This window comes from Roseovarius bejariae, from assembly GCF_009669325.1.
GTDB classification, from domain to species: domain Bacteria; phylum Pseudomonadota; class Alphaproteobacteria; order Rhodobacterales; family Rhodobacteraceae; genus Roseovarius; species Roseovarius bejariae.
In genome coordinates this window covers 1,055,255-1,067,601 of record NZ_SZWE01000001.1, presented here as the reverse complement: position 1 = coordinate 1,067,601, position 12,347 = coordinate 1,055,255, and the positions used below count along the sequence as shown (strand labels likewise).

At 62.8% G+C, this 12,347-nt stretch carries 11 protein-coding genes; 7 read left to right on the top strand and 4 right to left on the bottom strand.

The window, feature by feature from the left end:
- Positions 1–46 precede the first annotated feature (46 nt).
- Positions 47–535, bottom strand: coding sequence for a peroxiredoxin (locus tag FDP25_RS05055; RefSeq protein ID WP_154149539.1), 489 nt, complete (start codon positions 533–535; stop codon positions 47–49).
- 90 nt (positions 536–625) lie between these two features.
- Between FDP25_RS05055 and FDP25_RS05050 the strand changes: the two genes are divergently transcribed.
- Positions 626–1,837 (top strand): NAD(P)/FAD-dependent oxidoreductase, encoded by a 1,212-nt coding sequence (locus tag FDP25_RS05050; RefSeq protein ID WP_154149537.1) that lies wholly within the window; start codon positions 626–628, stop codon positions 1,835–1,837.
- Positions 1,834–2,391, top strand: coding sequence for a 16S rRNA (guanine(966)-N(2))-methyltransferase RsmD (gene rsmD / locus FDP25_RS05045; RefSeq protein ID WP_154149535.1), 558 nt, complete (start codon positions 1,834–1,836; stop codon positions 2,389–2,391). The genes FDP25_RS05050 and rsmD overlap by 4 nt, the downstream gene beginning before the upstream one ends.
- 48 nt (positions 2,392–2,439) lie before the next feature.
- Here the strand turns inward: rsmD and FDP25_RS05040 are convergent, their stop codons facing one another.
- Positions 2,440–3,690: a UbiH/UbiF/VisC/COQ6 family ubiquinone biosynthesis hydroxylase gene (locus FDP25_RS05040; protein WP_154149533.1), complete on the bottom strand. Its 1,251-nt coding sequence runs from the start codon at positions 3,688–3,690 to the stop codon at positions 2,440–2,442.
- Positions 3,691–3,744: 54 nt separating this feature from the next.
- On the opposite strand from FDP25_RS05040, the gene FDP25_RS05035 reads away from it, so the two are divergent.
- The 4 genes from FDP25_RS05035 to FDP25_RS05020 all read left to right on the top strand — a co-directional run bounded on the left by FDP25_RS05035 (position 3,745) and on the right by FDP25_RS05020 (position 10,074).
- Complete coding sequence (locus FDP25_RS05035; protein ID WP_154149531.1) at positions 3,745–5,073, top strand: amidase; 1,329 nt, start codon at positions 3,745–3,747, stop codon at positions 5,071–5,073.
- A 136-nt stretch (positions 5,074–5,209) separates the two neighbouring features.
- A complete protein-coding gene (locus FDP25_RS05030; protein WP_154149529.1) occupies positions 5,210–6,385 on the top strand; it encodes an aminotransferase class I/II-fold pyridoxal phosphate-dependent enzyme in 1,176 nt (391 codons plus the stop codon).
- A 19-nt stretch (positions 6,386–6,404) separates the two neighbouring features.
- Positions 6,405–9,302, top strand: coding sequence for a DNA translocase FtsK (locus tag FDP25_RS05025; protein ID WP_154149527.1), 2,898 nt, complete (start codon positions 6,405–6,407; stop codon positions 9,300–9,302).
- A gap of 148 nt (positions 9,303–9,450) precedes the next feature.
- Entirely contained in the window at positions 9,451–10,074 is a 624-nt protein-coding gene (locus FDP25_RS05020; RefSeq protein WP_154149525.1) for a LolA family protein, read from the top strand.
- A 53-nt stretch (positions 10,075–10,127) separates the two neighbouring features.
- On the opposite strand, the gene FDP25_RS05015 is transcribed toward FDP25_RS05020, so the two are convergent.
- Together FDP25_RS05015 and FDP25_RS05010 are read right to left on the bottom strand one after the other, a co-directional pair.
- Positions 10,128–10,730: a transglycosylase SLT domain-containing protein gene (locus FDP25_RS05015; protein ID WP_154149523.1), complete on the bottom strand. Its 603-nt coding sequence runs from the start codon at positions 10,728–10,730 to the stop codon at positions 10,128–10,130.
- An 81-nt stretch (positions 10,731–10,811) separates the two neighbouring features.
- Positions 10,812–11,693: an AEC family transporter gene (locus FDP25_RS05010; protein ID WP_343031961.1), complete on the bottom strand. Its 882-nt coding sequence runs from the start codon at positions 11,691–11,693 to the stop codon at positions 10,812–10,814.
- 85 nt (positions 11,694–11,778) lie between these two features.
- On the opposite strand from FDP25_RS05010, the gene hspQ reads away from it, so the two are divergent.
- On the top strand, positions 11,779–12,105 hold the full coding sequence (gene hspQ / locus FDP25_RS05005) for a heat shock protein HspQ (RefSeq protein ID WP_154153125.1): 327 nt from the start codon (positions 11,779–11,781) through the stop codon (positions 12,103–12,105).
- Positions 12,106–12,347: the final 242 nt, after the last annotated feature.

Genomic DNA, 12,347 nt, shown 5'->3' with positions numbered 1-12,347 from the left:
GCCCCGGTCGCGCCATACGACCGGGGCTTTCTTGTCTCACGCTGCCTTACACGGCCTCCAGTAGCGCCTCACCCGCGGACACTTCGCAGGCCCCGGGGTTTTCTTCCTCGTGCAGCGCGGTCACCACGCCATCCTCGACCACCATCGCATAGCGTTTCGACCGGGCAATCAACCCGGCGGGCGGGGCGGTGAAATCCATGCCAATCGCCTTGGTGAAACCCGACTCGGGGTCGCCCAGCATGGTGATCCCGGCCTTTGTGGCCCCCGTGGCCTCACCCCAGGCGCCCATGACGAACGGGTCGTTGACCGAGACACAGATGATCTCGTCCACGCCCTTGGCATCGAACTGATCCTTGGTGCGGATAAAGCTTGGCACATGCGCCGAATGACAGGTTGGCGTATAGGCCCCCGGTACGGCGAAGATCACCACCTTGCGGCCCTTGGTCTTATCGGCCAGTGCCACCTGCTCCGGCCCCTCGGCACCCATTTGAACCAATGTCGCCTCGGGAAGTTTGTCGCCTTTTGAAAGTGTCATTGTCGTTCCCTGTCTATCAATTGCGTTTCCAGTATGGGTAGATATAGGCATGGCCCAAGGGTGTGACCATGAAAAAGGAAAGGGAAAAGGATGACCGGCATCGTCGTGATCGGAGCAGGGCAGGCGGGCGCGTCCTGCGTTGCCAAACTGCGCAGCCTCGGGTTTGAAGGCAAGATCACTTTGATCGGCGAAGAACCCGTGCCGCCCTACCAGCGCCCGCCGCTTTCCAAGAAATACCTGTTGGGCGAAATGGAGCTTGAACGCCTCTTCCTGCGCCCCGAAAGCTACTACGGCGAAAACGGCATCGACCTGCACCTGAGCGAAACAGTCACCGCCATTGACCGCGCCGATAAATGCGTCGTCGCGGGGGGGCAGACCATCCCCTACGATCATCTGGTGCTGACCACCGGCTCGGTCCCGCGCCGCCTTCCCGGCAGCATCGGCGGCGAACTGACCGGCGTCTATACCGTCCGCGACCTGAAAGATGCCGACACCATGGCGCCCGAATTCACCCAAGGTCGCCACGTTCTGATCGTCGGCGGCGGCTATATCGGGCTTGAGGCCGCTGCGGTGGCCGCCTCCAAGGGGCTCAAGGTCACGCTGGTGGAAATGTCCGACCGTATCCTGCAACGGGTGGCGGCAAAGGAAACCTCCGACTATTTCCGCGAGCTGCACCAATCCCACGGTGTCGACATCCGCGAAGGCATCGGCCTTGAAACCCTGCTGGGCGACACCCGCGTCACCGGCGCCCGCCTCAGTGATGGCAGTGAACTCAGCGTCGATTTCGTGATCGTCGGCGTCGGCATCACCCCCGCCACCTCCTTGGCCGAACTCTCGGGCGTGCTCATCGACAACGGCATCAAATGCGATGACCAGGGCCGCACCAGCGACCCGTCGATCTGGGCTGCGGGCGATTGCGCCTCCTTCCCGCTGGGCGATACCCGCATCCGCCTTGAATCGGTCCCCAATGCCATCGACATGGCCGAATGCGTGGCCGAAAACATCATGGGCGCGGGCAAAACCTATGTGCCGCAACCGTGGTTCTGGTCAGACCAATACGATGTGAAACTGCAAATCGCGGGCCTCAACACCGGCTATGACCATATCGTCACCCGCCCCGGTGACGCCGAAGGGCATGTGTCCTTCTGGTACTTCAAGGGCGATCAACTGCTGGCCGTGGACGCCATGAACGACGCGCGCGCCTACATGGTCGGCAAACGCCTGATCGACGCGGGCAAAACTGCCGACCCTTCGGCAATCGCCAACCCCGAGACCGATCTCAAAACCCTCCTGCGGGCATGAGGATCATCGGCGGAGACTTCGGCGGGCGCCGTCTGGCCTCGGTGGGCAAGGGGGATGCGGGCGCGCATCTGCGCCCCACCGCCGACCGGGTGCGCGAAAGCCTGTTCAACATGCTGGCGGGCGGCTTTGGCGACCCTTGCGACGGGGCCATCGTGCTTGACCTTTTCGCAGGCACCGGGGCCTTGGGGCTTGAGGCGCTTTCGCGCGGGGCCGAACACGTCACCTTCGTCGAAAATGGCCGCACCTCCCTCAAACTCCTGCGGCAAAACATCGGCATCTGTCGGGCCGAGGGCAAAACCCAACTGATCCAACGCGACGCCCGCAAACTGGGCGATTGCCCCGGCGCGCCTGCCACGCTCGTCTTCCTCGACCCGCCCTATGGCAAGCAGATGGGCGAGGCGGCGCTTGCCGCTGCCCTCGCGGGCGGCTGGATCGCCGATGAGGCCCTGATCGTCTGGGAGGAAAGCGCCGCGATCACCCCGCCCGAGGGCCTGACCCTTCTCGACGAACGCCGCTACGGCGACACGATGATAAGGGTGTTGGAGCGCGGGTAGGGCGTTGCGTACAAAACTCACGTACGGTCTGTATAACTTGTACGCCCGTTACCCCTTCATCAAATCCGGCAAATCCCCGGTCAGGCCCGCTGCCTCGCGGATAAAGGCCCGGCGCAGTTTCGGCACGGCATTCAGCGCCCCCATGCCAAGGTCACGGCCAAAGCGCAGGATCGGATTGTCGTTTGAAAACAGCTTGTTGGTGGCATCCGTCACCAGCGCCAGCGTTGCGGTGTCGAACCGCCGCCACTGCTGATACCGTGCCAAAACGTCAGGGGCGGCAATATCCTCACCACGCTTGTGCGCCTCATCCAAAACCTGCGCCAAGGCGGCCACATCCCTTAACCCGGCGTTAAGGCCTTGCCCGGCAATCGGGTGCATCCCATGCGCCGCATCGCCGATCAGCGCCACGCGAGGGGCTACGAAATGATTGGCGATGGTCAGGTTCAGCGGATAGCTGAACCGCTTTCCTAACAGCTTGATATTGCCCAGAAAATCCCCGAAACGGGGGCGTAAGACTTCCATGAATTCGGCATCCGAAAGCGCCGCGAACCGCGCTGCTGTCTCATCGGTTTCGCTCCAGACAATCGAACTCACGTTTCCCGGCAAGGGCAGGATCGCCAAAGGCCCCGGCGGCATGAAAAACTGATGTGCCACGCCGTTGTGCGGCAATTCATGTTCAATCGCGGCGACCAAGGCCGTCTGCCCGTATCCCCATCCCGTGCGCTTGATCCCGGCCCGCTGCGCGGTGCCGGATGCACGCCCGTCTGACCCCACAAGTAATTGACACGACAGGGTTTTTCCCGAGGCCAGCGTCACGCGCATACCGCCAGTTTCCACCTCCTGCGCGACCACGGTATCGCGCAACTGGGTGATATTCGGCTCTTCCTTCATCGCCTCAAGGAAGGCCCGCCGCAGGTAGCGATCCTCCAGCATATGACCCATCGGCCCCTCTTCGATCTCGGCATGATCGAAATGCATGAAAAACGGCGACGGCCCTTCGCCCGCGCGCCCATCGCTCACCTTGATTTCCAGCATCGGCTGGCTGTGGTTCTCAACCCGTTGCCAGACCCCGATGGCCCGCAGCAACCGAACCGAGGCCATGGCAAGCGCATAGGCCCGCCCATCAAACGCGGCGTTCTTGCGCACCGTTTCCGACAGGCTGTCGATCACGGTCACGCTAAACCCTTGTTTTGCAAGGGCGATGGCAAGGGCAGGGCCGTTCAGGCCACCGCCGACAATGGCGATATCGGTATCATGTTCCATGCCGCGCACTATGGCGGCTTTGGCGGGATTGTCCATGCGCCGCAGTGCCGCTACCGTAGCTTTCGAAACTGGCGATGAAAGGGGCAGGACATGCGCGACTGGCTGAGCATGACAGCGGCGAATCTGGGTAGGGGTATTGAGCAGGGCGAAATTGACCCGGTCGCCCTGACCGAGACCTATCTTGAAGCGATCGACACCTTCAAGGAGCGCGACCGCATCTATGCCGCCATCACCAAGGACCGCGCCCGCGCCGAGGCCCAAGCCGCCTCCGAGCGCGCCAAGGCCAAGCTCCGCCTCGGCCCCCTCGATGGTGTGCCGATCAGTTGGAAAGATCTTTTCGATACAGCGGGTTGCGCCACCGAAGCAGGTAGCGCCCTTCTCAAGGGGCGTACGCCCGACACCGACGCCCGCGTGCTGCGCAATGCCTCCCAGGCGGGGCTTGTCTGCCTTGGCAAGACCCACATGAGCGAACTGGCATTCTCCGGCCTTGGCCTCAACCCGATCACTGCCACACCCCCCAACGTGAACGACCCACGGGCCGTCCCCGGTGGGTCCAGCTCGGGCGCCGCGGCCTCGGTCGCCTTCGGGCTTGCCGCCTGCGGTATCGGCAGCGATACGGGCGGCTCTGTCCGCATTCCGTCTGCGTGGAACGATCTGGTGGGGCTGAAAACCACCTCGGGCCGTGTTTCCCTCGAAGGCGTCGTGCCGCTGGCCGCGAAATTCGACACCGTTGGCCCGCTGGCCCGCACCGTCGAGGACGCCGCCCTGATGCTCGCGGCCCTCGAAGGCACCAAACCCGCCGACCTGCGCGGCACGACCCTCAAGGGCAAGCGCCTTGCCGTTCTGGATACCGTGGTTTTCGACGATATTCGCGACACCCCGCGCAAGGCCTTCAATGACGCCATTGACCGCCTGAGAGACGCAGGCGCCGTGATCGAGCACATCACCTCCCCCGAGGTCTCCGAGGCCATGCCGCTCTCTGGTATCCTCTATACATCCGAGGCGTATGGCCTCTGGGCCGACACCATCGAAGCCGCCCCAGACAAGATGTTCCCGCCGATCCTTGATCGCTTCCGCGGCGGCAAGGAATTCACCGCCGCCGATTACATCGCCGCATGGCAGAAACTCGACCACCTGCGCGCCGCCTATGATGCCCGCACCGCGGGCTTCGACGCGGTGCTGATGCCCACGGCCCCCAACATGCCACCCGATGCCGAAAAGCTCATGTCGGATGACGACTATTACGTCACCGAAAACCTGCTGACCCTGCGCAACACCCGCGTTGGAAACCTCATGGGCGGTTGCGGTGTGACCCTGCCCACCGGCACGCCCAGTTGCGGCATCCTCTTTTGTGGCGCACCATATGGCGAAGAACGCCTGCTGCGCCTCGCCAAGGCCGCCGAAAGCGTGCTCGCCTGACTGCGGCGCAACACCGACTGCGAAAATGCCACAATCTGCCTGTCAAGGCATTGGTTTTGCTGGACCTATGCCGGGGCCTTGGGTAGATTTATCTGCAAACGGGGCAATAACGATCCCGAACTTTGAGGCAGTATTGATGTTTCCCGAGCGGTTTTCGAACCTACCGGCCTATGCGTTTCCGCGCCTGCGGAGCCTGTTGGACGCCCACGCGCCCGGCGGCGAGGTGATGCATATGACCATTGGAGAGCCCAAACACGCCTTTCCGGCGTGGGTGGAGGGAATCCTTGCCGAAAACATTGCCGGATTTGGCCGCTACCCCACCAACGAAGGCTCACCCGAACTCAGACAGGCGATTTGCGATTGGGTGCAGCGCCGCTATGGTGTGCCGCTTGAGGCCGAGCACCACGTGATGGCCCTCAATGGCACGCGCGAGGGGCTTTATAATGCCATGATGGCGCTTTGCCCCGAGGCCAAGGGCGGCCAACCCATCGTGCTTCTGCCCAACCCCTTCTATCAGGTCTACATGGTCGCCGCGCTCAGCGTGGGGGCAAAGCCCGTGCTGCTGCCTGCCACAGCCGAAACCGGGCACCTCCCCGATTTCTCTGCGGTCTCGCCTGAAACGCTCGACCGCACCGCCGTTGTCTACCTCTGCTCCCCCTCCAACCCGCAAGGGGCGGTGGCCAGCCATGATTACTGGCGTGACCTGATCGCATTGGGCGAAAAACACGATTTCCAGATTTTCGCCGATGAATGCTATTCCGAGATTTACCGCGGCGAGGCCCCCGCAGGTGCCCTGCAAGTTGCCCGTGACATGGGCGCAAGCCCCGAACGCGTCGTGATCTTTCACAGCTTGTCGAAACGCTCCAACCTGCCGGGGCTGCGCAGCGGTTTCGTGGCCGGCGGGCCGGAAACCATCACCCGCCTCAAACAGCTTCGCAACTACGCCGGTGCGCCCCTGCCCATGCCCCTGCAACGGGTGGCCGAAAAGGTCTGGGCCGACGAGGCGCATGTGATCGAGAACCGCGCACTTTACGCCGAGAAATACGCACTGGCCGACGACATCCTCGGCCACGTGCCCGGCTATGAAAGCCCCGAAGCGGGGTTCTTCCTGTGGCTGCCCGTCAAGGATGGCGAGGCCGCCGCGCTGAAACTCTGGCAGGAAACAGGCGTCCGGGTGCTGCCCGGCGCCTACCTGAGCCGCGAGGTCGAGGGCACAAACCCCGGCCAAGGATACATCCGGGTCGCCATGGTGGCCCCAAAAGACGAGATGGCGCAGGGGCTCACCCGCCTTCGCGACTGTCTCTACAGATAAATTGAGGACGAGGGACAAAATGGCATATCAGACACGCGGACGTGACCCGCTGCTTGACAGCACCATGACCGAGGCGATCGAAAAGCGCGGCAAGGAGTTGATGGGCATCGCACTTATCGTGCTTGGGGCCGTGGCCGCCGCGATGATCGCCTCCTACCACCCCGACGATCCCAGCTGGATGTCGGCCACCGATGCGCCGGTACAAAACTGGATGGGCCGGTTCGGGGCCTCCATCGCTGCGCCCCTCTTCATGATCGTTGGGTGGGGCGCGTGGGGCCTCGCCATTGTCCTTGGGGTGTGGGGTGTGCGTTTCGCCCTGCATCGCGGTGAAGAGCGTGCCGTTGGCCGGCTGATTTATGCACCGATCTGGATCGCGCTTTTGGCGATGTATGCCTCGTCACTGGAGCCAAGCGCGGACTGGTCGGCCTCGCACAGTTTTGATTATGGCGGGTTGTTCGGGGAAATGGCGCTGGGCACGGTATTGGGCATTCTGCCGATCAGTGCGACCTTCGGGCTGAAGCTGTTGTCGCTGCTGCTGGCGGTGGGGATGGTGTCGCTGGGTGCGTTCATCCTCGGGTTCAGCCGTTTGGAGCTGTCGCAGATCACCAGATTCCTGATGGTCGGCACCATCATGACCTATGCTTGGACCTTGACCCTTCTGGGCCGTGGGGCCAATGGGGCCGTTCAAGCTGCGCAGGGTGTACAATCCAAGGCCGCAGACGCCCGCGCCCGCCGCGCCGCCGAGCGTGCCGAGGCCGAGGAATACGCCCGCGCCGAGGCTGCCGTGCCACAGCAACCCACCGTGCGCCGCGCGCCCATTCCCGTAGCGCCCGAAGCGCCCGCGCCCGAGGTGACCGAAGAGGAGCAATCCGGCGGTTTCCTGTCGCGGATGCCCTCCCTGATCCGCCGCCCCGAGCCGGACCCGGAGCCCGAACTGATCGAAAACCCGGTGGCGACCGTCGATGTCGACGCCCCCGGCGAAGACCGCGTGCGCGCCCGTATCGCGGATGTCATCAAGGCTCGCGTGCGCCAGAATCCCGCCGTGCAGGCCGAAAGCGTGGCGCCGTTGACCAAGGGGCGGGGCCGTGGTCCCGATCCCTTGATCCTGAACACCGGGGCAGGGCAGGGCCTTCCGCCCGAGCCGCCCCTGACGGCCACGCCACAGCCGATGATGCCCGCCGAGCCGCCGCTCACCGCGCCGCAGCCGCAGCAGCCCGAAACGCAACCGATGATGGCCGAGCCCGCGCCCGAGGTGCAGCCCGCGCAGACGGCACAGCCGCGCATTCCCGTGGCCGAGCCCAAGAAAGTCGTGCAACACAGCCCCCGCAAGGCGCCACAGCCCTCGACCCGTGCCATGGCCGAGGCCCAGCCGACCCTGCAATTCGAGGAAGCGCCGCAGCCGGAATACGAACTGCCGCCGCTCAACCTGCTGACCAACCCCGAAAGCATCACGCGCCACCACCTCAGCGACGAGGCATTGGAGGAAAACGCGCGCATGCTGGAAAACGTGCTGGATGATTACGGCGTGAAAGGTGAGATCGTTTCGGTCCGCCCCGGCCCCGTCGTCACCATGTACGAACTGGAACCGGCCCCCGGCCTCAAGGCCAGCCGCGTCATCGGACTTGCCGATGACATCGCGCGCTCCATGTCGGCCCTCTCCGCGCGGGTCAGCACCGTGCCGGGCCGTAGCGTCATCGGGATCGAACTGCCCAACGACAACCGCGAAATGGTCAGCTTCCGCGAAATCCTCTCCAGCCGAGACTACGGCGACGGCAACCAGAAACTGCCGCTGGCGCTTGGCAAGGACATCGGCGGCGATCCGATGGTCTCCAACCTCGCCAAGATGCCTCACTTGTTGATTGCCGGGACCACCGGCTCGGGTAAATCCGTGGCGATCAACACCATGATCCTGTCGCTGCTCTACAAGCTGACGCCCGAAGACCTGCGCCTTGTGATGATCGACCCCAAGATGCTGGAACTTTCGGTCTATGACGGCATCCCGCACCTTCTGTCGCCCGTGGTGACCGACCCGAAAAAGGCGGTCGTGGCCCTCAAGTGGGTCGTGGCGGAAATGGAAGACCGTTACCGCAAGATGTCCAAGATGGGCGTGCGCAACATCGACGGCTACAACGGTCGCGTTCAGGAGGCGCTTTCCAAGGGCGAGATGTTCTCGCGCACCGTGCAAACCGGCTTTGACGACGACACCGGCGAACCCGTGTTCGAAACCGAAGAATTCGCGCCCGAGAAAATGCCCTATATCGTGGTCATCGTGGATGAGATGGCCGACCTGATGATGGTCGCCGGCAAGGAAATCGAGGCCTGCATCCAACGCCTTGCGCAAATGGCCCGTGCCTCGGGTATCCACCTCATCATGGCCACGCAGCGCCCCTCGGTGGACGTGATCACCGGCACGATCAAGGCCAACTTCCCCACCCGGATCTCCTTCCAGGTGACCTCCAAGGTGGACAGCCGCACCATCCTTGGCGAAATGGGCGCCGAGCAACTGCTTGGCATGGGCGACATGCTCTACATGGCGGGCGGTGGCAAGATCACCCGCTGCCACGGCCCCTTTGTCTCCGACGAAGAGGTCGAAGAGGTCGTCACCCACCTCAAGGCCTATGGCCCGCCCGCCTATGTCAGCGGCGTGCAGGACGGCCCCGAGGACGAGAAGGCCGACAGCATCGATCAGGTTCTGGGCCTGTCCACCGGCGGCAACACCGACGGCGAAGACGCGCTGTATGATCAGGCCGTCGCCATCGCCATCAAGGATCGCAAATGCTCCACCTCCTATATCCAGAGGAAACTGGCCATCGGCTATAACAAGGCCGCCCGCCTCGTGGAGCAGATGGAAGAAGAGGGCGTCGTCAGTGCCGCCAACCACGTCGGCAAACGCGAAATCCTCGTGCCCGAGCAATAAAGACAGGCGCGGCGGCCTGACAACCGGGCCGCCGCCCCGCCTGTTATCCCATATCAGGCGGCACGATATCGCCTAACAGCGTGCAATCGTGCCATTTTCCCCCTATCTGACGGGTGCAATACGCCCCGCGACACACTAGGTAGGCTTCATGAACACGATCACCCATCTCCTTCGCCGTGCGGCGCTTCCCGTGGCTCTGGCCGCAAGCCTCGCCTTGCCCGCACAGGCCCAACAGCTCTCGCTGAAACAGATTTCTGCTTATCTGAACTCCTTTTCCACCGCGAAGGGGGAGTTCACGCAGATCAACGATGACGGCACGATCAACACCGGGCAGATATTCATCAAGCGCCCGGGCCGCGTGCGGTTCGAATACGCCCCGCCCGAACGGACGCTTGTCGTGGCCGATGGAGATACCGTGGGCATCGTCGACCCCAAGTCGAACACCGGCCCCGAGGCTTATCCGCTGCACCGTACGCCGCTCAAGATCATTCTGGCCAGCAACGTCGACCTGACCCGCGAACGCATGGTCACCGGCCACGCCAGCGATGGCAAAACCACGACCATTCGCGCGCAAGACCCCGAGCACCCCGAATACGGCAATATCGAACTGGTCTTCACCGCCAATCCGGTCGAATTGCGTCAATGGGTGATCAACGACAATGCCGGAAGCCGAACCACCGTGGTTCTGGGTGACCTTGAAACCGGCGTGCGCCTTGCCAACAGACAGTTCGAAATCCCGGGCAAGGGGCCGGTGGGCCGACAAGGCGACTGATCCCCTTGCATTAACCAAAAACCCCGGTGACATCGCCGGGGTTTTCAGTCACATCAAAACAATCCGCGCCGTCGGCCGCAACTGCGCAACTGCGCCTCGTACATGCGGGCGCGCTCTTCGACCTTGGCCGAGACGCGCAACAGCCACGGTTTGCCGTTATAGCTTCCGCGGGAAAACCCGGTGCGCCCCTCGTGATAGGCTAGGTACTGGTTGCGCGCGTCGGCCATGGAAATACCAAGGCTCTCGTTCGACTTGGCCATGTACCAGCCCATGAAATCGGCGGCGTCATGAATATCGTTGCGCCGTGCGGTGAAGCGGCGGTTTTCCTGCCTGTACTCGTCCCAGGTGCCATCCAGCGCCTGACTATACCCATAGGCCGAACTTTGCCGCCCCATCGGGATCACGCCCAAGGTCCAGCGATAGGGCGTTCGGGCGTTGCCATCGAACTTGGATTCCTGGTGAATGGTCGCCATCTGCACATGCACCGGCACGCCCCATCGGCGTTCGGCCGCGCGGAAAGCACGAAGGTACTGCGGGCGCTCTGAGACGATCGCACAGGCATCATCCAAGTTTCCGGGTGCCGGGCCGCTATTGCGCCCACCCCCGCAGGATGCCACCAGCAAAACAATCATCATGGCGCGAAGAGTTCTGCTCATACTGCCTCTCGCTTTTATTTTTCAGGTATTCTACCGCAAAGCGGCGCAGGTTCAAATCATGAAATGATATCCGGGCGCCGCTCAGAGAAGAATTGCCAGCAGAACGGGCAGGGCGACCACCGCCATCAGGGTCGATACCACGACCAGACCGGCCACCGCCTGCGCATCGGCACCGTATTTTTCGGACAACAGGTACGAGGTCACGGCCACCGGCGTCGAGACCTGCAAAACCAGAACCGCAAGTGCCGTGTCATCCAGCCCGAACCACATCCCCACGGTCCAGCCGATCGCGGCGCACAGCACCACCTTGAGAGCCGACAAAACCGTGGCCAGTTTCACCCGCCCCGGCGTCAGCCGCGCCACCGCCACCCCCAGCGTGATCAGCATCAAGGGGATCGCCATCTGCCCCACCAGATCAAGCGCATTGGTCAGGAAAGCGGGCGTTTCCCATCCCTGCCACAGGAACACCCCGCCAAGGACCGTCGCCGCCACCAAGGGTTCCTTCACCACCTTGACGATCGAGCCGCCCCCCGACACCAGCCAGATACCATAGGTGAACGACCAGATCGCCATGATGGCAAAGACCACCACCGCATAGCCAAGGCCGGTCTCGCCGAAGGCGAACAGCGCAAGGGGTAGGCCAAGGTTGCCCGTGTTGCCAAAGATCATCGGCGCAGAATAGGTCCGCTGCTCCAAACCGCCCGCCCGCACCAGTACCTGCATCGCGACGGTCAGCGCGCCATAGGCCACGATCGCGGCCAGTGACAGCGTGGTCAGGGCCGCCGGGTCGATCTCGGTCTGCATGAGCGAGACAAAGATCAGGCAGGGCACCGACAGGGTCATCGCCATGCGCGTGACGAACTCGACGCTATAGTCGAACCCCAGCTTTACCCAGGTAAATCCGATGGCGGCCAGCATGAAGACCGGCGCCACGATTTCAAGCACTGTCAAAGCAAGGTTCACAGACTGTTTCCCATCAAAATTGCCTCCGGTATTAGACAAACCGGCCTTGAAACCATTAAGATGCGGGGATAGGGGCTGCAATATGATGCTGAAGACACGAGCGAAATATCATCTGGGTCAAGTGGTGCGCCACAAGAAGCACCCCTTCCGGGGCGTTGTCTTTGACGTGGACCCCGAATTTTCCAATACCGAGGAATGGTATCACTCCATTCCCGAGGATAGCCGCCCGTCGCGCGAACAGCCATTTTACCACCTTCTGGCCGAAAATGACCAAAGCTACTACGTGGCCTATGTCTCGGAACAGAACCTCGTGGCCGATTATTCCGGTGAGCCGGTGGACCACCCCGATATCCCCGATCTCTTCGGCCCGTTCCAGGACGGCGCCTACCCGCTGCATTTCCAGCTGAACTAGGGTCCGTGAACATTCATGCGCACCGCCAACCGATTTCTTGAAAAGAAATCGGACCGAAATCTTTTCAAGATTTCGCCGTCAACGTTGTGCGCATCACATCCGGTTGTCGCGAAGATGCTCGTAAGGGTCAGATCCGGGTGTCGCGAAACGTACGAAACTCACGTACGTTTCGTACGTTTCTCACCGCGCGGCCTGTTCACCCGCCGGGCGTCGGTAAAAAATACCGACGCGATACCGACGTC

Coding starts and splice junctions, on each gene's coding strand:
- FDP25_RS05055 (WP_154149539.1), bottom strand. CDS start 535: ATGACACTTTCAAAAGGCGACAAACTTCCCGAGGCGACATTGGTTCAA.
- FDP25_RS05050 (WP_154149537.1), top strand. CDS start 626: ATGACCGGCATCGTCGTGATCGGAGCAGGGCAGGCGGGCGCGTCCTGC.
- rsmD (WP_154149535.1), top strand. CDS start 1,834: ATGAGGATCATCGGCGGAGACTTCGGCGGGCGCCGTCTGGCCTCGGTG.
- FDP25_RS05040 (WP_154149533.1), bottom strand. CDS start 3,690: ATGGACAATCCCGCCAAAGCCGCCATAGTGCGCGGCATGGAACATGAT.
- FDP25_RS05035 (WP_154149531.1), top strand. CDS start 3,745: ATGCGCGACTGGCTGAGCATGACAGCGGCGAATCTGGGTAGGGGTATT.
- FDP25_RS05030 (WP_154149529.1), top strand. CDS start 5,210: ATGTTTCCCGAGCGGTTTTCGAACCTACCGGCCTATGCGTTTCCGCGC.
- FDP25_RS05025 (WP_154149527.1), top strand. CDS start 6,405: ATGGCATATCAGACACGCGGACGTGACCCGCTGCTTGACAGCACCATG.
- FDP25_RS05020 (WP_154149525.1), top strand. CDS start 9,451: ATGAACACGATCACCCATCTCCTTCGCCGTGCGGCGCTTCCCGTGGCT.
- FDP25_RS05015 (WP_154149523.1), bottom strand. CDS start 10,730: ATGAGCAGAACTCTTCGCGCCATGATGATTGTTTTGCTGGTGGCATCC.
- hspQ (WP_154153125.1), top strand. CDS start 11,779: ATGCTGAAGACACGAGCGAAATATCATCTGGGTCAAGTGGTGCGCCAC.